Source organism: Buttiauxella sp. (genome assembly GCF_049686335.1).
GTDB lineage: Bacteria > Pseudomonadota > Gammaproteobacteria > Enterobacterales > Enterobacteriaceae > Buttiauxella.
In genome coordinates this window covers 434,764-458,734 of the sequence record NZ_JBAVHX010000004.1, presented here as the reverse complement: position 1 = coordinate 458,734, position 23,971 = coordinate 434,764, and the positions used below count along the sequence as shown (strand labels likewise).

The window sequence follows — 23,971 nt, the reverse complement described above, 5'->3', positions numbered from 1 at the left end:
GCGCAAAGTGAAATCCTCAATAATTAATGTTTGCGAAATCGCCCGACAATCCGGCGTGACACGAGCGGCAACAAGCCCAACAAAATAAACATCACAATCATGCCGGGTGAGAGAATATCGCTCAGTGTACGAAGCTTGCTCAATTCGCGGCCCGCATTGAGGTAGACCACAATCGCAGGCAGCATCCCGACAAGGCTAACGGCAAAATAACGTCGCGTTTTGACAGACGTCAGGCCCATCAGCAAATTAATCAAAAAGAACGGGAAAACGGGCGTGAGCCGTAATGCAAAAAGATAGTACAAACCTTCGCGTTCCATACCGTTGTTTATCGCCGACATAGGGGCGGCGAACCGCTGTTGTACCCAGTCACGCAACAGATAGCGGCTGATTAGCATCGCAAGAGTGGCGCCACAGGTGGCAGCCAGTGCAACCAGAACGGTTCCCTGAATCAGTCCAAACTGCGAGCCGGCCAATAACGTCAAAAGCGTTGCGCCCGGAATGGAAAGCGTGGTGACCACGACATAAATCAGGAAGAAAGCGAGCGCCGTTTGCAGAGGATGTTGTTGATGCCAGAGGGTAAATTGCGCTTGATAGTGTTGCAGCGCCGCCAGACTTCCTGGCGGCAAATAGATAATCAGCAGAACGAAAACCACCACCAGCGTGGCAAAAAGTAACTTACGCATGGGATGTGGTGTTGTTCCTTACAGCTTAAACTCAGCCCAAACCGGAGCGTGGTCTGAAGGTTTTTCCATACTGCGAATATCGTAATCAATACCGGTCGCGATGCAGCGATCAGCCAGTGGTTGGCTTGCCAGCAACAGGTCGATACGCAAACCACGGTTGTCATCAAAGCCTTTTGAGCGGTAGTCAAACCACGAAAACTTGTCTTGTGTTTCGGGGTTAGCGTGGCGGAAAGTATCCACCAGGCCCCAGTTAATCAGGCGGTCCATCCACTCACGTTCTTCCGGCAGGAAAGAGCATTTACCGGTGCGCAACCAGCGCTTACGGTTATCTTCACCAATACCGATATCCAGGTCTGTCGGGCTGATATTCACATCACCCATAATCAGCACCGGATTGTCTTTCTTCAGCTCGCTATCGAGGAAGTTTTGCAGATCCTGGTAAAATTTCGCTTTTGCCGGGAATTTTGTCGGGTGGTCGCGGCTTTCGCCTTGCGGGAAGTAACCGTTAATCACCGTCAGGTTGCCGAGAGGCGAAGGAATTTCAGCCATGATGATGCGGCGTTGCGCTTCTTCATCGTCGCCTGGGAAGCCACGACGGACAGAAATCGGTGTCTCTTTGGTTAACAGCGCCACACCGTAATGGCCTTTTTGACCATGATAAAAGACGTTGTAGCCCAGCTTCGCAACATCTTCGAGCGGGAACATGTCGTCATGGACTTTTGTTTCCTGCAAACCGATAACGTCGGGCTGATGTTGTTCAACAATGGCTTCAAGTTGATGCGGGCGGGCGCGCAGGCCGTTGATATTAAAAGAGACGAATTTCATAAGTCGCTGCCGTGGTTACTTAATAATGTTGCAGGATGGTAGCAGAAAAATGGCAGAAATGCCGGGGGATCATAGTTTTGTACGGGGATAAACGCGAGCGTCATCCACCATTAACGCTGTTGTGTCGGATGGCGCTGGCGTTTATCCGACCTATAGACTGACGGGTCTGACATTTGTTCACATACAAAATCTGCACCAGAATGTTCCGCTTCGCCCCGTTTTGGGGCATAAACGCTGTGCAAATCTCAGCATCGATCACAAATCCAGTATTAAATTTTCCCAGTGCATAATATTGCTTATTTTTGTGCGGCGATCCATACGCCACCATAAAACTATGCACTGTTTATTCACTTTTTGTGAATGACTTCAATTTGTAACTCATTGATTTAACACCCACACCCCTCCGTTATGCATTTATATCGCTGGCTGGCACGAAGCGTGCAATCTACATTTACAGCGCAAACACTCAATTGTTTAACATATAAATAACTTTTTATTTACCGGAAGAGGTCGCTATGTCGCAGTCAATTACCCGCCAGAATTTCGACGAATGGATGATGCCCGTTTATGCCCCAGCTTCTTTTATTCCGGTACGTGGTGAAGGGTCGACGCTTTGGGATCAGCAAGGTAAGGATTACATCGATTTTGCGGGTGGGATTGCGGTTAACGCCCTCGGCCATGCTAATCCTGAACTGCGCAAAGCGCTTACCGATCAGGCGGAAAAATTCTGGCATACCGGCAACGGCTACACCAACGAGCCGATTCTGCGTCTGGCAAAACAGCTGATTGATGCCACCTTTGCCGAAAAAGTGTTCTTCTGTAACTCAGGTGCGGAAGCCAACGAAGCGGCATTGAAGCTGGCACGTAAATACGCGCACGATAATTTTGGTCCGCAGAAAAGCGGTATCGTCGCTTTCAAAAACGCCTTCCATGGTCGCACTCTGTTTACCGTTTCGGCAGGCGGGCAACCAGCATATTCCCAGGATTTTGCGCCGTTACCGCCGCAAATCAGCCACGCCATTTATAACGATCTGCAATCTGCCAGCGAACTGATTAATGAAAATACCTGCGCGGTGATTGTTGAGCCGATACAGGGTGAGGGTGGCGTTGTTCCGGCCGATCCAACCTTCCTGCAAGGCTTACGTGAACTGTGTGACCGCCACAATGCGGTGCTGATTTTCGATGAAGTACAGACGGGCGTGGGTCGCACAGGCGAGTTGTACGCCTATATGCACTACGGCATCACGCCTGATGTGCTTTCGACAGCCAAAGCGTTAGGCGGCGGTTTCCCAATTGGCGCGATGCTGACCACGGACAAATTCGCCAGAGTGATGGTCGTTGGTACCCACGGCACCACTTACGGCGGAAACCCGCTGGCGGGTGCGGTTGCCGGGCGTGTGATGGACATTATTAATACGCCGGAAGTCCTTAATGGGGTCAAACAGCGTCACGCCTGGTTTGTTGAGCGTTTGAACAAGATTAACCAGAAGCATCAATTGTTTAGCGAAGTGCGCGGGTTGGGCCTGTTAATCGGCTGCGTGCTTCAACCAGAGTACAGCGGAAAAGCTAAACTTATCTTACAGGCAGCGGCTCAGGAAGGCTTGATGATGCTTATTGCTGGCGCAAACGTGATCCGTTTTGCTCCCGCGTTAATTGTCAGCGAAGCCGAAGTGCAAACCGGGTTGGATCGTTTTGAGCGCGCTTGTGAACGCTTTTTAGCGGGAGAGCAATCATGATGGTTATCCGTCCGGTTGAGCACGGCGATATCTCCGGGCTGCTGGCGTTGGCGGGTAAAACAGGTGGCGGGTTGACCTCGCTGCCTGCGGATGAAAAAACGCTGTCGGCACGTATCGAACGCTCCATTCAAACCTGGCAGGGTGGCCTGCCAAAAGGCGATCAGGGCTATGTTTTTGTCCTTGAGGACACCTCAACCGAACGCGTGGTGGGTATTTGCGCCATTGAGGTCGCGGTCGGGTTAAACGACCCCTGGTACAACTACCATGTCGGCACGCATGTTCATGCATCTAAAGAACTGAATATCTACAACGCGTTACCAACGCTATTTCTCAGTCACGATCACACCGGGAGCAGCGAACTTTGTACGCTGTTTCTCGATGCCGACTGGCGCAAAGAGGGCAACGGTTACCTGTTATCCAAATCGCGCTTTCTGTTTATGGCGGCCTTCCGCGACCGCTTTAACGACAAAGTGGTCGCTGAAATGCGCGGTGTGATTGACGAACGCGGCCATTCCCCGTTCTGGGAAAGTCTTGGCAACCGCTTCTTCTCGATGGAATTTAGCCGCGCAGATTATTTGTGCGGTACCGGGCAGAAGGCATTTATCGCTGAGTTAATGCCCAAGCATCCTATTTATACCGATTTCCTCTCAGCCGAAGCGCGGGCGGTAATTGGTAAAGTCCATCCGCAAACTGCGCCAGCACGTGCGGTGCTCGAAGCTGAAGGTTTCCGCTATCGCAATTACGTGGATATTTTTGACGGCGGGCCAACCCTTGAGTGCGACATCGACCGTGTTCGCGCGATCCGTAAAAGTCGCCTGGTTGAAATAGTGATTGGACAACCGGCGACCGATGAACTGCCGATGTGTCTGGTTGCCAATGAAAAATATAACGAATTCCGCGCCATGCTGATTAAGGCCAATCCGCGAGGTGACCGGCTGATTGTGGATGCCAAAACCGCTGATGCCCTGAAATGCAGTACTGGCGATAAAGTACGACTGGTGCGTTTGTGCCCCGAGGAGAAAAAAGTATGACTCAGTGGATTAATGGACAATGGCTTTCTGGCCAGGGCGAAGCACTACAAAAGCACAATCCAGTGAATGGCGAGTTGTTATGGGAAGGCATTGCCGCTGATGCGCAGCAGGTTACGCAAGCGTGTGATGCGGCACGTGCCGCATTTCCTGCCTGGGCAAAACGCCCATTCGCCGAGCGCCAGGCGATTGTTGAAACGTTCGCCACCTTACTTGACGCTAATAAAGACGCTTTGACCGTCACCATCTCCCAGGAAACCGGTAAACCGCGCTGGGAGGCCGCCACTGAAATTACGGCGATGATCAACAAAATCGCCATTTCGATTAAGGCTTACCATACCCGCACGGGCGAAACACACTCAGATTTGCCAGACGGCGCGGCAACATTACGCCACCGTCCACACGGTGTATTGGCGGTATTTGGCCCGTATAATTTCCCGGGGCATTTGCCGAATGGCCATATCGTGCCTGGCCTGCTGGCGGGAAATACCCTGGTATTTAAACCGAGTGAACTGACACCGCTGATTGGCGAGCAGGTCATGAAACTCTGGCAACAGGCTGGCGTTCCCGCAGGCGTTCTGAACCTGGTGCAGGGCGGACGCGAAACCGGCCAGGCTCTGGCGCAACAACCGACGCTGGACGGTTTACTGTTCACCGGTAGCGCTAATACCGGTTACCAACTTCACCGCCAGTTCGCCGGGCAGCCGGAGAAGATCCTCGCCCTGGAAATGGGTGGCAACAACCCACTGATCGTTGAAGATCCGCAGGATATTGACGGCGCGGTGCATCTGGTGATCCAGTCGGCGTTTGTCACCGCCGGGCAGCGTTGTACCTGTGCGCGCCGTTTGCTGGTCAAACAAGGTGCTCAGGGCGATGCGTTTTTACATCGTCTGGTTGAAGTGGCGGCGCGTATTCGCCCGGATGCGTGGGATGCCACGCCGCAGCCGTTTATCGGCGGGTTAATTTCGGTGCAGGCCGCTGAACGTGTGCTGACGGGCTGGCAGGAACATATCGCACGCGGTGGCAAAGCGTTGCTTGAGCCGATGCTGCTGAAAGCTGGAACCTCGTTGCTCACACCTGGGATTGTCGAACTGACAGGCGTAGATAATGTGCCGGATGAAGAAGTGTTTGGCCCCTTACTGACTGTCTATCGTTATAACGATTTTGACCAGGCTATTGCGATGGCCAATGACACCCGTTATGGGCTGGCAAGTGGATTGATTTCGCCGCATCGCGAGCAGTTTGACCAACTGTTGCTTGAAGCCCGCGCCGGGATTGTTAACTGGAACAAGCCTCTGACTGGCGCATCCAGTGCGGCTCCGTTTGGTGGTGTGGGCGCATCGGGTAACCATCGTGCCAGCGCCTGGTATGCGGCTGATTACTGTGCATGGCCAATGGCGACACTGGAAAGCCCGTCATTCCCACTGCCAGCAACCCTGAGCCCAGGGCTTGATTTCAGCCGTGAGGAATAAACATGAAAACACGTGAAGTCAATTTCGACGGGCTGGTGGGGCTAACCCACCATTACGCCGGGCTCTCGTTCGGCAACGAAGCGTCGACTAAGCACCAGTTCCGCGTCTCGAATCCTAAGCTCGCCGCGAAACAAGGCTTGCTGAAAATGAAAGCGCTGGCGGATACCGGTTTTGCGCAAGGCGTTATTGCGCCCCAAGAAAGACCGAATATACCGCTGCTGCGCCAGCTGGGCTTTAGCGGCACCGATGCGCAAATTGTTGAGCGAGTGGCAAAACAAGCTCCGCAATTATTGTCCGCGGTGAGTTCCGCCTCTTCTATGTGGGTGGCAAACGCAGCGACCGTCTGCCCGTCGGCTGACAGCTTAGATGGCAAAGTGCATTTCACGGTGGCGAATCTTAACAACAAATTCCATCGCGCCAGTGAAGCACCGACCACGGAAAATGTATTGCGTGCGATTTTCCGCAACGAACGCCATTTTTCTGTGCACCCGGCATTGCCCCAAGTGGCGATGTTTGGTGACGAAGGGGCGGCAAACCATAACCGTCTCGGTGGGGCGTATGGTGAGCCATCCACTCAACTGTTTGTTTATGGACGAGAAGAGGCCAAATCTGCACAGGCTCCGGCACGTTATCCGGCGCGCCAGACCTTCGAAGCAAGCCAGGCCGTGGCAAGACTTAACCAGGTTAAACCCGACTTAGTGGTTTACGCCCAACAAAATCCTGCAGTTATTGACCAGGGCGTGTTCCACAATGACGTGATTGCCGTGTCTAACCGCCAGGTGCTGTTCTGCCACGAGCAGGCTTTTTTGCATCAACAGGCGCTGTATGAGCAGTTGCGTGAAAGAGTGCCGGGCTTTACCCCCATTGAAGTGCCCGCAAGCAAAGTTTCCGTTGCCGATGCGGTAGGCACGTACTTGTTTAACAGTCAGTTACTGAGTCGTGAAGATGGCAGTATGACTCTGGTGTTACCGGAAGAGTCACGCCAGCATGCAGGGGTATGGCGTTACCTCAATGAAGTGCTTGCAGCGGATAACCCCATTAGCGAGCTGAAAGTGTTCGATCTGCGTGAAAGCATGGCAAATGGCGGCGGGCCGGCCTGTTTACGTCTGCGTGTGGTGCTTAACGATGCGGAACTTCAGGCGTTAAACCCTGCGGTGATGATGAACGATACGCTGTTTATCACGCTCAATAACTGGGTGGATCGCTGGTATCGTGACCAGTTAACTCAGGCAGATTTATCGGATCCGCAATTGCTGCGCGAAGGGCGCGAAGCGCTTGACGAACTGACGCGCATCTTAGATTTAGGCGCGGTATATCCGTTCCAGCGCTAACTCCCGCAATACATAATACGGCGGCGCTATTGCCGCCGTATTGACAGCTTATTTCAGCAGTGCACGTTGCACTTGCGCACCTTCACGGATAAACACCGGAATACTCTCCAGTGGAGCATGAACCGAAATCTGCTGACCTCCCTGATAACGCTCACCTTGCAGCGAAATCCAGTTTTCCCCCTCCGGTAACCAGACGTCACGCTGACGTTGCCCGGCATGCATAACGGGCGCTATCAAAAGATCCTGACCCAACAAATATTGATCTTCCGTCTGCCAGCTTTTCGCCTGCTGTGGATAGTGATAGAACATCGGCCGCATCACCGGATCACCGTGTTGGCTGGCTTCTGCCATAACGCTGTCGATATACGGGCGAAGGTTTTCGCGTACCTGCATCCAGTGCGACATAATCTGGCAGTTTTCTTCGCCATAGCTCCAGACTTCATTCGGCGAGCCGCTATTACATTGTGCAATGCCGTCGCGGAATGCCTCTGGCGGCTGGACTTGCGGGTCGCGGTAGCCGTGCAGCCTGAATACCGGGCAGAATGCTCCCCACTGGAACCAACGGATCAGCAATTCATGAAACGCCGGATCATGAATGTTTCCGCCCTGGAAACCGCCAATATCGGTGGTCCACCACGGAATACCTGCCATACCCATATTCAGGCCCGCAGCGAGCTGATTTCTCAGTGAATGGAAGGAGGAGTGGACATCACCCGACCAGGCAAGAACGCCGTAGCGCTGGCTTCCGGCCCACGCGCAACGGACCAGGTTAATGATTTCCTGCTCGTTTTGCGCCTGCAATCCCTCATAAAAACCCTGAGCGAAATCGCGTGGATAACTGTTGCCCACTTCCAGAACGGGGCCGCTGTGATAACGATAGTTATCAAAATCATACGCGCGGTATTCTGGCTCCGCTTCGTCGAGCCAGAACAGACGGATCCCCGCATCGTAATAGTTTTGTTTTACTTTCTGCCAGACGTAGTCACGCGCTGCCGGATTGGTGGCGTCGAAAAAGGTGCAATTTCCCATAAAGTCGAGATTGACCGACACGCCTCGTTCGGTGGTCACAAGGTATCCTTTTGATTTCATCTCCTTGTAATTGTCGGTTCGGCTATCAACGGTTGGCCAGATGGACACCATGGTTTCAATCCCCATCTCGCGCAGTTCCGTTACCATCGCTTTAGGATCGGGCCAGTCGACGGGATCAAAGCACCAGGTTCCCTGATTCGGCCAGTGGAAGAAGTCGATGACAATCACCGACAGCGGCAGGTTGCGACGCTTGTATTCACGGGCAACGTCAAGTACCTCTTGTTGGGTGCGGTAGCGCAGTTTGCATTGCCAGAATCCGGTGGCGAATTTCGGCATCGGCGGCGTTTTCCCGGTCGCCTCAGCGTACTGACGAGTAATGGCCATCGGCGTGTCGCCTGCGGTAATCCAGTAGTCCATCTCATCGGTAACCAGCGCTTTCCATTGGGTCGAGTTCTTCGCGAAGCTCGCTTCGCCAATCGCCGGATTATTCCACAACAGGCCGTAACCCAGGCTGGACTGCATGAAAGGGACGCTCGCCTGGGAGTTGCGTTGTGCCAGCTCAAGCGTACAGCCTTTAAGATCGAGCCACGGCTGTTGGTACTGGCCCATACCGTGAATCATTTCACCCTCTACGGATTCGAAGCGTACGGTGAGCTGATATTTGCCGCCTGGATTGGGCTTGAACTCACGACCATCCAGTTTCAGGGCGCTGATATATTTGTCCTGACTTTTTTCCGTCGCACCAATGCCAACTGTTGAGCGCTGGCGCCACATCTCTTCTAACAGCAACTCACCGCGTTGATTGTGAAAGGCGAGTTGACCCTTGGTATTAACGGTGGCAGAAATATTGCCATTACGAATGGTTAAGGTTTCTTTCCCTTCATCAATGACGGCATGATGGGCTGTTACAGGTAACAATGCCCACGGTTTTTCGCAGAAAGTATTATTGCGAGTTGCCCGGACGCGTAAACTATTTTCTCCCCAGGGTTCAATTCTCAATATCTGCCGATCAAAATGCCACTCGATTGCATTATCGTGTTTAATTAATTCACTCATAAATTTCTCCTTTAAATAATCAGGCATTTTGTTTGGCAAGATTTATTTCATGCATGGTGCTGTCATCCAGTTTGTACCAGCGCAGCATTGAGAATGCGCACAGAGAAAGTATTCCTGGGATAATGGTAAACAGCGAAATAATACAGTACAGGGCCGTGGAATTTTGTACCTCCGCATGGGCCACATAACCGCTTAATCCTAAAGACCAACCGACAATCGCACCGCTTATCGCCATGCCTAATTTGAGGACGGCTAATAATGTTGAAAAGACCACGCCATCCATTCTTTTACCTTGTTTCCATTCACCATAATCGGCAACATCAGCCATCATTACCCACATTAATGTTGTGGTGCATTGATAGAAGGTGGAGATAATAAACGTCATGGCAACCAGTACAATCACCAGTTTAGGGGCGAAGAACAAGGCAATGCTCAGCACCCCGGCGAGCACCGAGCAGACACCAAATATATGCACTTTGTTGTATTTGCGCGTCAGTTGTTTTGCCAGTGCGCTACCGGCGGCTTTACCTGCAATATGCGCCCCTAACAGCCACATAAACCAGCTGGCACTGCCCAGATAATAGGTGACGTAATACATCATGGCGCCCAGACGAATCACGCCAAAGCCAATGTTTGTCAGTACCAATAGTGCGACGACTCGCCACTGATCGTTTGCGAATAAGTCTTTTAAATCCTGCAGATAGTTTGAGTGAGTGGGAGCGGCTTTGATGCGCTCGCGGGTATTAGCAAAACAGATCCAGAACATCACCACAGCAAGTCCCGCCATAATGCCCATCGCCAGGCGGTAACCCAGTAACTTGTCATCTCCACCCAACCAGGTTGCCAGCGGCATCATCAGGAAGGTCGACATCGCCCCGCCAAGGGTGGCTAAAAAGAAGCGAAATGATTGCAATGAAATACGTTGTTCATTATTAGCGGTAATCACCGCACCCATAGAACAGTAGGGAATATTAATCGCCGTGTACATTAACATCATAAAAGAGTAGGTGATGCTGGCAAAAATCATTTTCCCGGTCATCGACAGTGATTCAGGTACGGCATAAGTGAGCAGGCAGCTAATGCCAAAGGGCAGTGCCAGCCATAATAGATAAGGGCGGAATTTCCCCCACTTTGTTTGGGTATTATCTGCGAGGTATCCCATTGCAGGGTCAATAATGGCATCGATAGAACGCGCCAGTAAAAACATGGTGCCAACGAAGGCTGCGGGCAAACCGACGACATCAGTGTAATAGAAAGTGAGAAATATAATGACGTTATCGAGGCCAATATGGCTTGCCATATCACCTAATCCATAACTTATTTTTTCTTTGAGAGTAATCTTATCTTTCATTTTCTGCGCCTGTCTTTTTGAGGTGAAAATAAAACGATGCTTTACCTGGTTTTTATAATTAACAACCACAGAAGATTGAGACAATTGCGAGATTTCGTTGTGGGGTTGTGAGAATTACTTTCTGTGATACGGGTAACAACGAGGTGGAAAATATTTGCATGTCATTTCAGTTAAAAGGGCGCAGTATGTTGCGTCGCTAAATATCCATAAACATCCCATGGGTATGAGTTATGAGTTTTATCACTATAATTTATAGGTTGAGTGAATGAGGTGGGTAGGTAGCTGGAAACTGCATTGTAAAGAACAAAAACAGTAATGTTTGAACAACGTTGATTTTGCAGTTTTTTATTTTATTTCATGTGGATAAAGTAAGGGCATTGCTCTACTTTGATTGGATGAGTTTGGTTAAGCAGTACAAAAAGACTGGAGGCACAATGTTGGATTTTCTGGCGCAAACCCTGGCAGGGAAAGTGCCAACCCATAGCGCAGGTAAGAATGTTCATTTGCGGTGGCAATGGTGGGATGAGGGGATTTTGACCCTGATCCCGCATCAATCCGTAGACAAGACGCTGGTGTTGTCGGCTGGGATCCACGGTAACGAAACGGCGCCTGTGGAAATACTCGCGCAGTTAGTCGATAGCCTGCTGGCGGGTGAGCTTGAGCTGAAATGGCGGGTGTTGGTTATCTTCGGCAATCCAGCGGCTTTGCGTAGCAATCAGCGTTATCAACATAGCGATATGAACCGCATGTTTGGCGGGCGCTGGCAGCAGTTCCCGGAAAGTATAGAAACCCAGCGTGCCTGTCGTCTTGAACATGCTTTAGATCTGTTCCTGGCGGAGAGCGAAGAGACAACATGCTGGCATCTGGATATGCATACCGCGATTCGTAGCTCGTATCATCCTCGCTTTGGCGTGCTGCCGGCGCGAGCCTTGCCTTATGATGAGGCGTTCCTCTCATGGCTAGGCTGCGCGGGTTTGCAAGCGCTGGTGTTTCATCAGGCGCCTGGCGGTACCTTTACTCATTTCAGCAGCGAGCATTTCAATGCGCAAAGTTGCACGCTGGAGTTGGGTAAAGCACAGCCGTTTGGTGAAAACGATCTCAGTCAGTTTGAAGTGACCCGTCTGGCGTTGCAGGCTTTGCTGAGTGGGGGAACTTCACCTTGTGCTGACAGCGAACCGCTACGTTATAAAGTGGCACAGCAGATTACGCGCCACAGCGACGATTTCGTGTTGCATATGTCAGCGCAAACGCAAAACTTTACTGCTTTCCCGAAAGGGACGTTGCTGGCGGAAGATGGTGATACGCGTTACGTGGTGAAAGAGGATATCGAGTTTGTTTTATTCCCTAATCCTAACGTCGCGACAGGATTGCGGGCAGGTTTAATGCTGCGCGAAATCTAATTTATTCTGGCCTCAGCGTTTGAGGCCAATAAATAAAATCTGCCATGACAAAGAGATACAGATAATTCTTATTCGATGCTTTATTCAGCATTCCAGTTAAGATACACTCTCTACATAATTCCTTTAAAATCATCGCTTTGTTATATTTTGTTGCAATTCATATCCGCATTATCCTTATTATCTCCATAATTGCTGAAAATTTGTTTTTCCCCCTTTCAATGCTTTACCAATGCTCACTATTACTTGACGCATAACCCCGTAGACTTAATTTCGTCAACGCGGCAGAACTTGTCGTAATTATAAAATTATTGCCCTTAAGATTTTCTGTTAAAGCAAGGCGGCAAACGTAAGAGGCCTGGGAGCTTAGTGAACTAAGTGACCAGGGGGATGAAGTGAAGCCAACGATGCAGTAGCAGAAAAGATGACGGGCACAGAGGAATAAACAATATGCGTAACTTAACAGCTCTCTTTGTTGCTTCAACTCTGGCTCTGGGCGCGGCGAATCTGGCTCATGCAGCTGACACCACGACGACTGCGGGCACCGCAGCAAAAACTGATGCCCCAATGACGCACCATAAAGGTATGCGTGGTGGTCATCACGACATGATGTTTAAAGACCTGAACCTGACCGACGCACAGAAACAGCAAGTGCGTGACATCATGAAAGAGCAGCGCGGTAAAATGGAGCGTCCTTCAGTAGAAGAACGTCGTGCGGCGCATAGCATCATCGCCAGCGACAGCTTCGACAAGGCTAAAGCACAAGCTCAAGTGGATAAAATGGCTGAGCAGAACAAAGCTCGCATGATGGCTCATATGGAAACGCAGAATAAAATCTACAACATTCTGACCCCAGAGCAGAAAAAACAGTTTAATGCCAATTTTGAGAAGCGTCTGACAGAACGTCCTCAACATGAAGGTAAAATGCCTGTAGATCAGGAATAACTGATCGACTGACTTAAGACCGCCGGTTTTGTCCACAAAGCGTTATCGCAGTGGACAGGACCGGCGGTTTTCTTTTTGACCGTCATATTTCGAGCAGCAGGTGCGATGATTGTGTCGGATGACGCTGCGCTTATCCGACCTACGGGGGAGGTGAATGTGTCGGATCGATTTTGAATTTGTAGGGTGGATAAGCCGCAGGCGTCATCCACCATTTCCACCTTTTCCACCATTTAACACTTACGCAATCTGTTGAGCGCTACTTAACATCGAACGAATCAGCTGTTCGAGCAACGGTTGCAATTGCGCTGCGCGATCTCCACGCCACGCATATGGCGCTTGCTCATCCATATAATTACACTGCGCTAATTCCAGCTGAACGGCGTGGATCCCTTGCGCCGGTTGGCCGTAAGCGCGGGTAATATAGCCACCTTTAAAGCGCCCGTTCGCCACCCAGCTAAATGACTTCTGCGATGCGGCACACGCCACCAGATGCTCTTCAATCAGCTCATCGCAACTCTTGCCACCGTTGGTGCCGAAATTCAGATCCGGTAATTTGCCCTCAAACAGACGAGGAATGTGGCTGGCAATGGAATGCGCATCGAACAACAACGCGTAGCCATGCTCGGCTTTCATCCTTTCCAGTTCGGTTTGCAATTGCAGATGATAAGGCTGCCAGATAGTGTCCAGCGCCGCTTTACGTTGCTCGGGGCTCGGTTCTTTACCTGGGATAAAAACGGCGGTCCCATCAAACAAAGTTTCAGGATACAGACCGGTGGTGGCGGTGGTGTAGAGTGGTTTATCGTCGGCAGGGCGGTTTAAATCGATAACCATGCGCGAATAATTACCGATGATGACGCTGGCGCCAAGATCGGTCACGAAATCATAAAGTTTCGGTATATGCCAGTCGGTATCCGGCAAGGGCCGGGCTGCATCACTTAATGCCGACTCAACTTCTGGCGTTAAAGCCGTGCCTGCGTGGGGAATGCTGATGAGGATTGGCAATTTCCCGCGGCTGAAATCAAAAGGTGCTGTCACGTTTCTCTCCCTGATAAATCACGGTGCAGGGCAATTGCCCCCCTAACCAATAGACCAGTTCTGCGGGACGTGCCACGGGCCAATGCACAAAGTTGGCAACTTTTCCGCATTCAAGGCTGCCATGGCTTTCACGGATCCCCAGAGCCTGCGCGGCATGTAGCGTCACACCCGCCAGCGCTTCTTCTGGCGTTAAGCCAAACAGCGTGCAGGCCATATTCAGCATAAGACGCAACGACAAAGCCGGAGAGGTGCCTGGATTCATGTCACTGGCGACAGCCATTGGCACGCCATATTGACGGAATGCGGCGACCGGTGGATGTTGCTTTTCTCGCAACAGATAAAACGCCCCAGGCAGCAGGACCGCAACGGTGTTGGCTTCGGCCATCGCCTGCGCGTCAGCAGCGGTGGCGTATTCAAGATGATCGGCGGACAACGCCTGAAAACGCGCCGCCAGGCTGCTACCCCCGAGGGCGGAAAGTTGTTCTGCGTGGAGTTTTACCGGCATGCCTAACGCACGGGCGGTGGCAAAAACGGTCTCGGTTTGTGCCGGGCTAAAAGCCAGATGCTCACAAAATGCGTCCACTGCATCTGCCAGTTTTTCGTGTGCGACACGCGGCAGCAACTGGTTGCACACCACGTCGACCCATTTGTCTCCATCTCCGCTGAACTCAGGCGGGATGGCATGCGCCGCAAGACAGGTGGCATAAACTTCAACCGGTAGGGTGTCACCAAGCTTGCGAATAACGCGCAGCATTTTGATTTCGTTATCGATATCCAGTCCATAACCCGACTTGATTTCGACGGTTGTCACACCTTCTTGCAAAAGCTGGTTCAGGCGATGACGAGCTGAATTCAGCAGTTCATCTTCGTCGGCTTCGCGAGTGTGGCGCACGGTGGAGAGTATCCCACCGCCTTGAGCGGCAATTTCTGCATAGCTTACGCCGTTAAGCCGCATTTCAAATTCAGCGCTGCGGTCACCGCCAAACACCAGGTGGGTGTGGCAGTCGATAAAACCTGGGGTCACAATCCCGCCATCAAAATGATGATGTTCCTGCGCCGCCATTTCCGGGAGTTCGCTTCGCGCACCCAGCCAGACGATTTTCCCTTGATGCACCGCGATCGCGCCATCTTCAATGGTGTGGTATTGCCCATCTTTCATCGTGACAAGCGATGCGCCACTCCACAGGCTGTCGCAGGTGCGAGGGTAGGTCATGACATTCTCCACGTCAGGTTGTATAGACAATTGACTACAACCTAGCGCAGCATTGATCGTTGAGCAACTCCACCGCCTCCGAAGCCAAGGACAAAACCTCATTTTGTCGCCTGCCACACAATTTTTTGGCAAACGATGAACAGCTTTTAAATTTGGTTTGCGTTAGGCCGAATTAATCGCTAAATCATTGGCATCGCAAAAGAAGGAATTAAGACTATGCCAGCATTTTTTGCTCCAGTTGTGATGCTCCCACAAGGTTGGGGACACAACGTGCGTATTACCGTCAACGAACAAGGGATGATTACTCATGTCGAGGTTGGCGCATCCGGAGAGAATGCCACTCTGCTCGCGGGCATCGTGATCCCTTCTATTTCGAATTTACACTCACACGCTTTTCAGCGGGTGATGGCCGGTCTGACCGAAGTCGCGGGTGATCCGCAGGACAGTTTCTGGACGTGGCGCGACATGATGTACCGCATGGTGCAGAAATTATCGCCGGAACAAGTCGGTGCGATCGCCACGCATTTATATATTGATATGCTCAAGGGCGGTTACACGCAGGTCGCTGAATTTCACTATTTACATCATGATCTTAACGGTAAACCGTATGCGTCAGGCGATTTGATGCTACAGCAATTGCTGCTTGCTGCCGATAACACCGGAATAGGGCAAACGCTACTGCCAGTGCTGTATAGCCACGCGGGTTTTGGTGCGCAACCACCGCAGGCTGGGCAGAAAAGATTTATTCAGGATGTCGACCGCTATTTGCGCCAGCAACAGGCATTGGGCAGCGCATTACGTCGCTATCCACGCATTAATCATGGCTTGTGTTTCCACTCGTTGCGGGCGGTGACGCAGGAGCAAATGGAAGATGTGCTCGAAGCGAGCGACTATCGCTTACCGGTACATATCCATATTGCCGAGCAAGAGAAAGAAGTGAATGACTGCGTGGCCTGGAGCGGTGAACGTCCTGTGGAATGGCTGTTTAATCGCTTTGCAGTTGATGACCGCTGGTGCCTGGTTCACGCCACGCATTTATCGGCAGAAGAGCTTACCCAGATTGTGGAAAGCCGCGCGGTGGCGGGGCTATGTCCGACTACCGAAGCCAATCTTGGCGATGGCATTTTCCCGGCGACGAATTTCATCGCCCAGGGTGGCCACTGGGGAATTGGCTCTGACAGCCATGTTTCAGTCAATGCGCTGGAAGAATTACGCTGGCTTGAGTACGCGCAACGCCTGCGCGACCGTCGCCGTAACCGCATTGTGTTACCCGAATTACCGCAAGTTGGCGAAGTGCTCTGGCGTCAGGCCGCAGCGGGTGGAGCACAGGCATGTGGCGTGGCGATGGGGATGATTGCGCCGGGACAACGTGCCGACTGGTTAGTCCTCGAGCGTGATGCGTGGTTGGCCAATATCGAAGACTACGCGCTGCTCAATCGCTGGCTGTTTGGTGGGCGAAGCGAACAAATTAGAGACGTGTGGGTTGCAGGAAAGCAGGTGATTTCAGACCGGCAGCATCCACTCGATGAACAAAGTCAGGCACAGTTTGCGCAGGTGATGCGCACGCTTCAGGAGTGGTGATGGAATTTTTTGATATACGGAAAGTACCCGTCAGCTTATGGCGAAACGGGGCTGGAGAAACCCGCGAAATTTGCTGCTTTCCGCCCGCAACACGTGATTTCAACTGGCGTGCCAGTATCGCTTCAATCGCCAGTAGCGGTGAGTTTTCGGCTTTCCCACAAGTCGACCGCGTCATCACGTTACTGGAAGGCGGGGAGGTGGTTCTGGATGCGGGAAAGGCGTTCCGTCATACCCTCAAGCACTTTCAGCCGTTTGCCTTTGCCGGGGATTACACGGTTAAAGCGGAGCTGAAGCAAGGGATGTCGATGGATTTTAATATCATGACTCATCGTGACCGTTGCCGTGCCAAAGTGCGGGTGGCTGACCGCACATTTACCACCTTCGCACCGCGTGGCGGCATTGTTTATGTGCTTAGCGGTGAGTGGCAATTGGGTGAAAAATTGCTGACTGCGGAGCAAGGCGCGTGGTGGCAAGATGGCCGCCACACCCTGCGCTTGCTGAAGTCTGAAGGGACGTTGCTGTTTAGCGAAATTACCTATCTGTGATTACTTGCCAGTAAAACTCCCCACCAGTTGATAACGCGAGCCCGGATACAACAACCGGGCCACCGTCACCACCTGCGAATGATGCCAGGTGCGGCGCTGAATCAGCAGGCATGGCTGGCTGGACGTCACTTCGAGTAACCCTTGCTGCGTTTCATCAGCCAGCACCGCTTCAACAATATGTTCGCCTGAGGTTAACGGCGCGACCTTACTCAAGTAATGGTGGGGTGTGAACAAGCGGAAATCTTGTTGCAGGTATTCTGCAGCCAGCGCCGGATTCACATAACGCGTCTCCAGTTGCACCGCCATATCGTTATCGTAATGCACCAATTGTGAGTAAAACAGCGGTTCGCCAACATTGAACGAAAAGGCGTGTGCCATCTTTTCATCGGCTTTCACCTGCTCAAGGGCGACGATTTGATTGCGATAATGATGCCCGCGCGCAGTAATCTCTTCGGCGATACTCCCCACTTCCAGCATGGCGGTATGGCCTTTTTGCTCGGCGACAAATGTCCCGACACCCTGCATCCGCACCAGCCATCCTTCTGCAGTAAGTTCACGAAGTGCGCGATTGATCGTCATCCTGCTGATATTCAGCGAATTTACCAGCTCGGTTTCCGAAGGCACGCGCTGATGGGCAAGCCAGTTGCCGCTACGAATCTGACTAATAATGGCCTGCTTAACCCGTAAGTAAATCGGGGCGGGTAAATCACTGATCGCAGCGCGTAGCTGAACGAGTGGCTGAATTTCAGACATTGGCAGTTCCTTTAATCCCCATCGCCCGGGCGAACGTTTAATTTTGCAGCGAAAGCGCGATCTCGCTCACTGTTCAATAAAAATTACCTATGACCTGCTGGCGGTCATTTTGGTTTATTAGTTAAGTTGTCTATACAACTCTATACGTTCATATGAATTGATGCCATCAGGATGTCATTATGTCGATGCAAAAAGTGTCGCTGCAAAAAAAGCTTTGCTGTCTTACTCCGGGTCGCGTAACGCTCGCCACACTGCGTGAAATCTACCATGGAACTGTCACGCTCAGTCTTGATCCACAGGCCATTGATGCGGTTGTAAAAGCGCAACAAACCGTTGAAGCCATCGTCAATCATGGCGATGTGGTTTACGGCATAAATACCGGTTTTGGCAAACTCGCGCAAACCACCATTGCGAAAGACCATCTGGCTGAACTGCAACGTAATCTGGTGCTTTCGCACAGCGTCGGGCTTGGAAAACCCCTGCCAGACGATGTGGTTCGCCTCGTACTGGCCAGCAAAATCATCAGCCTGGCGCGCGGTCACTCCGGTGTGCGTATGAACGTTATCGACAGTTTGTTGCGCCTGTTTAATGCCGGTGTGATGCCGGTTATCCCTGAAAAAGGGTCGGTGGGCGCATCGGGCGACCTTGCTCCGCTGGCGCATCTTTCGCTGATGTTGTTGGGCGAAGGGAATGTACGCATTAACGGCGAAGAGTTACCTGCCGTCGCCGGGCTAAAAATGGCGGGCGTTGAGCCGTTAGTGCTGGGGCCAAAAGAGGGTCTGGCGTTACTCAACGGTACCCAGGTTTCCACCGCACTGGCATTACGCGGCCTGTTTGAAGGCGAGAAAGTCTTTGGTGCGGGCCTGGTGGCCGGTGCGTTATCCCTTGAAGCGATTAAAGGCTCAGTCAAACCGTTTGATGCGCGTATTCATGAAGCGCGTGGGCAAACCGGGCAGATTGAAGTCGCTGCCGCTGTCAGAGCATTGTTGGCAGATAGCGAAATTGTCGATTCCCATCAGCATTGCGGACGGGTGCAGGATCCCTATTCCATTCGCTGTGTCCCGCAGGTGATGGGCGCATGCCTGGATAACCTGCGCCACGCCGCCCGAGTGCTGCAAATCGAAGCTAACGCCGCATCGGATAACCCGCTGGTGTTCAGCGAAACCGGTGAAGTGATTTCTGGTGGAAATTTCCATGCCGAGCCGGTGGCGTTCGCCGCCGACATTATCGCGCTGGCGGTGGCTGAAATTGGGGCGATTTCCGAACGCCGTCTGGCATTGCTGCTTGATACCGGGCTGTCTGGTTTGCCGCCATTCCTCGTGAAAGAGGGCGGGATCAACTCCGGATTTATGATTGCGCAGGTGACAGCCGCTGCCCTGGCTTCTGAGAACAAATCACTGGCGCATCCGGGCAGTGTCGACAGCCTGCCGACGTCGGCCAACCAGGAAGATCACGTTTCCATGGCGACCTACGCCGCTCGCCGCCTGGGGGATATGTGTTTTAACACTGCCGCCGTGGTGGGTATTGAAGCGATGGCCGCCGCGCAGGGTATTGAGTTTTCACGCCCGCTGCGCAGTTCACCAGTCATGGAACAGGTTTTCAGCGGCGTGCGCGAGCGTGTTGCCTTCCTCGATAAAGATCGCTTACTGGCTCCAGATATTGAAAGCATGCGCCAGTGGGGTGCCAGCGGCGAGTTACCTGCTGTCATTATTCAACTTTTCCCTTCCACAATGGCGTAATGCCGGGAGCCATAACAATGACTGAATCTGTTAAACAGGCGGTTGCCCGCACGGTACGCGCACCACACGGTAGCACCTTGCATTGTGAAAACTGGTTGATCGAAGCGGCTTACCGCATGATCCAGAACAACCTTGATCCCGATGTCGCAGAACGCCCTGAGGATCTGGTGGTGTATGGCGGGATCGGCAAAGCGGCGCGTAACTGGGAATGTTTCGAGCAGATCCTTGCTTCATTACGCAGCTTAAAAGCCGATGAGACACTACTGGTGCAATCCGGTAAACCGGTGGGCATTTTCCGCACCCACACTGACGCGCCGCGCGTGTTAATCGCTAACTCCAACCTGGTGCCACATTGGGCTACCTGGGATCATTTCCATGAGCTCGATAAAGCCGGGCTGATGATGTACGGCCAGATGACTGCCGGTTCGTGGATTTATATCGGTGCGCAAGGCATCGTGCAGGGCACGTTTGAAACCTTTGCTGAAGCAGGGCGTCAGCATTATGGCGGTGATTTGCGTGGCAAGTGGATCCTGACCGCAGGCTTAGGTGGAATGGGTGGCGCGCAGCCATTGGCAGGCGTGTTGGCGGGTGCTTCGGTACTGGCGATTGAATGCCAGGAGTCGCGCATTGATTTCCGTCTGCGCACCCGTTATCTCGACTACAAAGCGACAAATCTTGATGAGGCATTAGCGATTATCGAACAAGCCAATGCGGATAAGAAAGCTATCTCCGTAGGCTTGTTAGGCAACGCCGCAGAAATTCTGCCAGAGCTGGTGAAACGCGCGAAAGCCGGTGGCATCAGGCCAGATATTGTGACCGATCAAACCTCGGCACACGATCCCGTCAATGGATATTTGCCGCTAGGATGGAGTGATGAGCGCTGGCAAAGCGAGCGCAGTGCGCAGCCGAAAGCCGTCGAAAAAGCGGCACGCCAGTCGATGGCGTTACATGTGCAGGCGATGCTTGATTTCTGGGCGATGGGCGTGCCAACCGTGGATTACGGCAATAACATCCGCCAGGTTGCTTTTGATGAAGGCGTAGAAAATGCCTTTGATTTCCCGGGTTTTGTTCCCGCTTACATTCGCCCGTTGTTCTGCGAAGGTAAAGGGCCATTCCGCTGGGTGGCATTGTCGGGTGATGCAGAAGATATTGCGAAAACCGATGCCAGACTCAAAGAGTTGTTCCCGGATAACCACAACTTGCATCGCTGGCTGGATATGGCTCAAGAGCGCATCGCCTTCCAGGGCTTACCGGCACGTATTTGCTGGTTAGGACTGGGGGAGCGCCATCGGGCAGGGCTGGCGTTTAACGAAATGGTGCGTAATGGTGAGTTGAAAGCACCGGTGGTGATTGGCCGTGATCATCTGGATTGTGGTTCGGTGGCTTCACCCAACCGTGAAACCGAGTCGATGAAAGATGGCTCCGATGCGGTTTCTGACTGGCCGTTGCTGAATGCACTGCTCAATACAGCAGGCGGCGCCACGTGGGTCAGCTTGCATCATGGCGGCGGCGTGGGGATGGGCTTCTCACAACACGCCGGTGTGGTGATTGTTGCTGACGGCACACCAGAAGCGGAAGTGCGCTTAGGTCGGGTGTTATGGAATGATCCCGCGACAGGTGTGATGCGCCACGCCGATGCCGGTTATGAAAGTGCTATTGAGTGCGCAAAAGCACACGATTTAAAACTGCCCTGCCTATGAGTATCAGTAACTCAAAAGAATTCGAGTTGCAGCAAGGCGGCAAATGAGCAAATCCCCAGGAGCTTACTAAAGTAAGTGACTGGGGTTTGGGAGTACAGCCAACACAGCTGCGGCTCGAAGTATGAAGAGTTATCCGTAGCGGCGGGTTGCTAGCCAACACAGCAGTGACCCGCCAACCACCATCGCGACTCCCTGCCAAAACCCCCATCCCGGATGCAAACCTAACCACAAACTCGCGATCAACGCCGAGAGCACCGGTGTGAAATAGGATGCGGTGGCAAGCAACGTCATATTTCCACGTTGGATCCCGTGGTTCCACGCCGAGTAGGCTACCGCCGTAGACACGCCCATAAACAAAAGTTGCAGTGTAGACGGCAGCGAAAAGTGAACAGGGGCTTCACTAACGAAAGCAAACTTCACCCACAGCACCATCGCGGTCGCGCAAAAAAATAGCGACACACCGTTTTTCCCGTGGCTCCAACGGCGCGTAATGTTGCAGTACAACGCCCAGATGAGGGCTGCGGCAAAAGCCAGCCCGTAGGCCAGCGGGTTATCGAGAATGTTGTGCCACATCTGCAATGGCGACCAGTCACCATCGCCTTTCATCACCTGAACGATGCCCGCCAGAGAAAGTGCCAGTCCTGGCCAGAGCCATAAATTGCTGCGCTGTTGGTTGATAACCAGCGCGAGAAGAATGGTCAGGCTCGGCCACAAATAGTTAATCATCCCCAGTTCCAGCGACTGGCTGCGGCTGTTCGCAAGGCCAATGGCTAGCGCGAGGCAGATTTCATAGCTAACAAATAAACCGCCACCAATCCATAAATAGCGGGTCGGTATTTCGCGTACTTTGGGTAATCCCCGCGCAAGGCACAGGCAAAGGGCGCTAACGGTGTAAATTAGCGCGGCACCGCCGACGGGGCCAAAATGTTCGCTGATACTGCGTAGTAACCCAACTGAGGTGCTCCAGAGGAGGATCGCCAGCAGGCCAAAGGCTGTGGCGCGTTTTGCAGCGCTGTCCATGTGTGTCCAGATAGGTATTGTCAGATGGCAGTTGAAACCTGCCAGGTCGGATAAGCTTTAGCGCCATCCGACACTTTTTTTAGAAATGATTATTTCCAGAAATCGTCAAACACCGTAATCGGTGGGCGACGTTTGTGTTCAGTTTTCAGATACCAGCCTTCGATGATTTTGCTGGTAGCTTCATCCAGAGTTTTACCTTCCAGATAATCGTCAATCTGTTCGTAAGTGACACCAAGAGCGGCTTCGTCCGGCAGAGAAGGGCGATCATCTTCCAGATCCGCGGTTGGCGCTTTCTGGTACAGATGCTCCGGGCAACCCAGAGTTTTAAGCAACGCTTTGCCCTGACGTTTATTCAGACGGAAAATAGGGTTGATATCGGTGCCACCATCGCCGTATTTGGTGAAGAAACCAGTCACGGCTTCAGCGCCATGATCGGTACCCACCACCACGCCTTTGGTCATTCCGGCAATGCTGTACTGGGCTTTCATGCGCTCGCGGGCTTTTTCGTTGCCACGAATGAAATCGCTCAGTTCAATTCCTGCTTCACGTAATGCTTGCTCGCTGGCCAACACGGCGCCTTTGATATTCACGGTTAGCACGCGGTCAGGCTGGATAAAGGTGATCGCATCCTGGCAGTCTTGTTCATCTGCCTGCACACCAAACGGCAAACGTACCGCGATAAACTGGTAGCTATCGTCACCGGTTTCGTCGCGCAGTTCATTGATAGCCAGTTGGCAAAGTTTGCCTGTCAGTGTGGAGTCCTGGCCGCCGCTGATACCCAGTACCAGAGACTTAATAAACGAGTATCTTTTCAGATACGACTTCAAAAAATCGACGCTGACACGAATTTCGTGCTGTGGGTCGACCTGTGGTTTAACACCTAGTGCCTGGATAATCTCTTGTTGCAGAGTCATTTAACCCTCCGGTTACGGTGTACCTGCGCGAGCAGGGAGCAAAACTCAATTTGTTAAAACTACCCGTTTGTCGGTAAAACGACAAGACTCATGCTCGTGCCATGGAATCATTTGGCGTGATTTAGAGCGATTTGGAGCTAACGTGGTGTTTTGTATAATAATCCTAAAAATTGTTCATTTGGTCTGGTTAGTTGAAAAATCCTCTTTTATATTCCAGGCTTAAATAACACGCATGAGCAATACCCTGAAAAACGAGGATAAAATATGAACATGAAGTTTGCAGGATTTTTAGGTGCAGCAGCGGTTATGACAATGCTTGCGGGTTGTACGGCGTATGACCGCACGAAAGACCAGGTGGCAACGCCGGTGGTTAAAGATGTGAAAAAAGGCATGAGTCGTGAACAAGTGCAGCAGGTTGCAGGTAAGCCTTCTTCAGAAGTCACCATGATCCACGCACGTGGGACTTGCCAGACTTATGTTCTGGGTGAGCGCGCAGGTAAAACCGAAACTTACTTCGTCGCACTGGATGACACCGGTCATGTGATTAACTCCGGTTACCAGACTTGTGCGGAATACGATACCGACCCGCAAACCAAGAAATAAATTCTCTGTCTTAAC

General features: G+C 52.2%; 20 protein-coding genes. 11 read left to right on the top strand and 9 right to left on the bottom strand.

Going from position 1 to position 23,971, the window contains the following annotated elements:
• Positions 1-23: 23 nt before the first annotated feature.
• A complete protein-coding gene (locus WBL83_RS02525; RefSeq protein ID WP_424587655.1) occupies positions 24-683 on the bottom strand; it encodes a TVP38/TMEM64 family protein in 660 nt (219 codons plus the stop codon).
• Between the two features lie 18 nt (positions 684-701).
• Positions 702-1,508, bottom strand: a complete 807-nt coding sequence (xthA, locus tag WBL83_RS02520; RefSeq protein ID WP_424587654.1) for an exodeoxyribonuclease III — start codon at positions 1,506-1,508, stop codon at positions 702-704.
• 515 nt (positions 1,509-2,023) lie between these two features.
• Here xthA and astC point away from each other — a divergent pair.
• The 4 genes from astC to astB are packed head-to-tail and all read left to right on the top strand — an operon-like array spanning position 2,024 to position 7,075.
• Positions 2,024-3,244 (top strand): succinylornithine/acetylornithine transaminase, encoded by a 1,221-nt coding sequence (gene astC, locus WBL83_RS02515; protein ID WP_424587653.1) that lies wholly within the window; start codon positions 2,024-2,026, stop codon positions 3,242-3,244.
• The gene (gene astA / locus WBL83_RS02510) at positions 3,241-4,275 is read left to right on the top strand and encodes an arginine N-succinyltransferase (protein WP_424587652.1); all 1,035 of its coding nucleotides are present in this window, start codon (positions 3,241-3,243) and stop codon (positions 4,273-4,275) included. Before astC ends, astA begins: the two co-directional genes overlap by 4 nt.
• Positions 4,272-5,744: a succinylglutamate-semialdehyde dehydrogenase gene (astD, locus tag WBL83_RS02505; RefSeq protein ID WP_424587651.1), complete on the top strand. Its 1,473-nt coding sequence runs from the start codon at positions 4,272-4,274 to the stop codon at positions 5,742-5,744. Before astA ends, astD begins: the two co-directional genes overlap by 4 nt.
• Before the next feature lie 2 nt (positions 5,745-5,746).
• Entirely contained in the window at positions 5,747-7,075 is a 1,329-nt protein-coding gene (gene astB, locus WBL83_RS02500) for an N-succinylarginine dihydrolase (protein ID WP_424587650.1), read from the top strand.
• Positions 7,076-7,123: 48 nt separating this feature from the next.
• On the opposite strand, the gene WBL83_RS02495 is transcribed toward astB, so the two are convergent.
• Complete coding sequence (locus WBL83_RS02495) at positions 7,124-9,160, bottom strand: TIM-barrel domain-containing protein (protein ID WP_424587649.1); 2,037 nt, start codon at positions 9,158-9,160, stop codon at positions 7,124-7,126.
• Positions 9,161-9,179: 19 nt separating this feature from the next.
• Complete coding sequence (locus WBL83_RS02490) at positions 9,180-10,511, bottom strand: glycoside-pentoside-hexuronide (GPH):cation symporter (RefSeq protein ID WP_424587648.1); 1,332 nt, start codon at positions 10,509-10,511, stop codon at positions 9,180-9,182.
• A gap of 434 nt (positions 10,512-10,945) precedes the next feature.
• Between WBL83_RS02490 and astE the strand changes: the two genes are divergently transcribed.
• Both astE and spy read left to right on the top strand, forming a co-directional pair.
• A complete protein-coding gene (gene astE, locus WBL83_RS02485; RefSeq protein ID WP_424587647.1) occupies positions 10,946-11,911 on the top strand; it encodes a succinylglutamate desuccinylase in 966 nt (321 codons plus the stop codon).
• 447 nt (positions 11,912-12,358) lie between these two features.
• Complete coding sequence (gene spy, locus WBL83_RS02480) at positions 12,359-12,853, top strand: ATP-independent periplasmic protein-refolding chaperone Spy (protein ID WP_424587646.1); 495 nt, start codon at positions 12,359-12,361, stop codon at positions 12,851-12,853.
• Between the two features lie 237 nt (positions 12,854-13,090).
• On the opposite strand, the gene hutG is transcribed toward spy, so the two are convergent.
• Together hutG and hutI are read right to left on the bottom strand one after the other, a co-directional pair.
• A complete protein-coding gene (hutG, locus tag WBL83_RS02475) occupies positions 13,091-13,888 on the bottom strand; it encodes an N-formylglutamate deformylase (protein ID WP_424587645.1) in 798 nt (265 codons plus the stop codon).
• Positions 13,872-15,101 (bottom strand): imidazolonepropionase, encoded by a 1,230-nt coding sequence (hutI, locus tag WBL83_RS02470; protein ID WP_424587644.1) that lies wholly within the window; start codon positions 15,099-15,101, stop codon positions 13,872-13,874. The genes hutG and hutI overlap by 17 nt, the downstream gene beginning before the upstream one ends.
• A gap of 216 nt (positions 15,102-15,317) precedes the next feature.
• Here hutI and WBL83_RS02465 point away from each other — a divergent pair, with 216 nt between their 5' ends.
• Both WBL83_RS02465 and ves read left to right on the top strand, forming a co-directional pair.
• Entirely contained in the window at positions 15,318-16,682 is a 1,365-nt protein-coding gene (locus tag WBL83_RS02465) for a formimidoylglutamate deiminase (RefSeq protein WP_424587643.1), read from the top strand.
• Positions 16,682-17,227 (top strand): environmental stress-induced protein Ves, encoded by a 546-nt coding sequence (gene ves, locus WBL83_RS02460; protein WP_424587642.1) that lies wholly within the window; start codon positions 16,682-16,684, stop codon positions 17,225-17,227. The genes WBL83_RS02465 and ves overlap by 1 nt, the downstream gene beginning before the upstream one ends.
• Here ves and hutC read toward each other — a convergent pair whose 3' ends face one another.
• Entirely contained in the window at positions 17,228-17,980 is a 753-nt protein-coding gene (hutC, locus tag WBL83_RS02455) for a histidine utilization repressor (RefSeq protein ID WP_424587641.1), read from the bottom strand.
• A 179-nt stretch (positions 17,981-18,159) separates the two neighbouring features.
• Between hutC and hutH the strand changes: the two genes are divergently transcribed.
• Both hutH and hutU read left to right on the top strand, forming a co-directional pair.
• The gene (hutH, locus tag WBL83_RS02450; RefSeq protein ID WP_424587640.1) at positions 18,160-19,719 is read left to right on the top strand and encodes a histidine ammonia-lyase; all 1,560 of its coding nucleotides are present in this window, start codon (positions 18,160-18,162) and stop codon (positions 19,717-19,719) included.
• A gap of 17 nt (positions 19,720-19,736) precedes the next feature.
• Positions 19,737-21,419, top strand: a complete 1,683-nt coding sequence (gene hutU, locus WBL83_RS02445; RefSeq protein ID WP_424587639.1) for a urocanate hydratase — start codon at positions 19,737-19,739, stop codon at positions 21,417-21,419.
• A gap of 129 nt (positions 21,420-21,548) precedes the next feature.
• Here hutU and yddG read toward each other — a convergent pair whose 3' ends face one another.
• Together yddG and nadE are read right to left on the bottom strand one after the other, a co-directional pair.
• Positions 21,549-22,439, bottom strand: coding sequence for an aromatic amino acid DMT transporter YddG (gene yddG, locus WBL83_RS02440; protein ID WP_424587638.1), 891 nt, complete (start codon positions 22,437-22,439; stop codon positions 21,549-21,551).
• A gap of 89 nt (positions 22,440-22,528) precedes the next feature.
• Positions 22,529-23,353: an ammonia-dependent NAD(+) synthetase gene (gene nadE / locus WBL83_RS02435; protein WP_424587637.1), complete on the bottom strand. Its 825-nt coding sequence runs from the start codon at positions 23,351-23,353 to the stop codon at positions 22,529-22,531.
• Positions 23,354-23,617: 264 nt separating this feature from the next.
• Here nadE and osmE point away from each other — a divergent pair, with 264 nt between their 5' ends.
• Positions 23,618-23,956 (top strand): osmotically-inducible lipoprotein OsmE, encoded by a 339-nt coding sequence (gene osmE / locus WBL83_RS02430; RefSeq protein WP_424587636.1) that lies wholly within the window; start codon positions 23,618-23,620, stop codon positions 23,954-23,956.
• Positions 23,957-23,971: the final 15 nt, after the last annotated feature.

What these genes read in the sequence shown, in the direction of transcription:
- WBL83_RS02525 (WP_424587655.1), bottom strand. Translation starts at nt 683, where the DNA reads ATGCGTAAGTTACTTTTTGCCACGCTGGTGGTGGTTTTCGTTCTGCTG.
- xthA (WP_424587654.1), bottom strand. Translation starts at nt 1,508, where the DNA reads ATGAAATTCGTCTCTTTTAATATCAACGGCCTGCGCGCCCGCCCGCAT.
- astC (WP_424587653.1), top strand. Translation starts at nt 2,024, where the DNA reads ATGTCGCAGTCAATTACCCGCCAGAATTTCGACGAATGGATGATGCCC.
- astA (WP_424587652.1), top strand. Translation starts at nt 3,241, where the DNA reads ATGATGGTTATCCGTCCGGTTGAGCACGGCGATATCTCCGGGCTGCTG.
- astD (WP_424587651.1), top strand. Translation starts at nt 4,272, where the DNA reads ATGACTCAGTGGATTAATGGACAATGGCTTTCTGGCCAGGGCGAAGCA.
- astB (WP_424587650.1), top strand. Translation starts at nt 5,747, where the DNA reads ATGAAAACACGTGAAGTCAATTTCGACGGGCTGGTGGGGCTAACCCAC.
- WBL83_RS02495 (WP_424587649.1), bottom strand. Translation starts at nt 9,160, where the DNA reads ATGAGTGAATTAATTAAACACGATAATGCAATCGAGTGGCATTTTGAT.
- WBL83_RS02490 (WP_424587648.1), bottom strand. Translation starts at nt 10,511, where the DNA reads ATGAAAGATAAGATTACTCTCAAAGAAAAAATAAGTTATGGATTAGGT.
- astE (WP_424587647.1), top strand. Translation starts at nt 10,946, where the DNA reads ATGTTGGATTTTCTGGCGCAAACCCTGGCAGGGAAAGTGCCAACCCAT.
- spy (WP_424587646.1), top strand. Translation starts at nt 12,359, where the DNA reads ATGCGTAACTTAACAGCTCTCTTTGTTGCTTCAACTCTGGCTCTGGGC.
- hutI (WP_424587644.1), bottom strand. Translation starts at nt 15,101, where the DNA reads ATGACCTACCCTCGCACCTGCGACAGCCTGTGGAGTGGCGCATCGCTT.
- WBL83_RS02465 (WP_424587643.1), top strand. Translation starts at nt 15,318, where the DNA reads ATGCCAGCATTTTTTGCTCCAGTTGTGATGCTCCCACAAGGTTGGGGA.
- ves (WP_424587642.1), top strand. Translation starts at nt 16,682, where the DNA reads ATGGAATTTTTTGATATACGGAAAGTACCCGTCAGCTTATGGCGAAAC.
- hutC (WP_424587641.1), bottom strand. Translation starts at nt 17,980, where the DNA reads ATGTCTGAAATTCAGCCACTCGTTCAGCTACGCGCTGCGATCAGTGAT.
- hutH (WP_424587640.1), top strand. Translation starts at nt 18,160, where the DNA reads ATGTCGATGCAAAAAGTGTCGCTGCAAAAAAAGCTTTGCTGTCTTACT.
- hutU (WP_424587639.1), top strand. Translation starts at nt 19,737, where the DNA reads ATGACTGAATCTGTTAAACAGGCGGTTGCCCGCACGGTACGCGCACCA.
- yddG (WP_424587638.1), bottom strand. Translation starts at nt 22,439, where the DNA reads ATGGACAGCGCTGCAAAACGCGCCACAGCCTTTGGCCTGCTGGCGATC.
- nadE (WP_424587637.1), bottom strand. Translation starts at nt 23,353, where the DNA reads ATGACTCTGCAACAAGAGATTATCCAGGCACTAGGTGTTAAACCACAG.
- osmE (WP_424587636.1), top strand. Translation starts at nt 23,618, where the DNA reads ATGAACATGAAGTTTGCAGGATTTTTAGGTGCAGCAGCGGTTATGACA.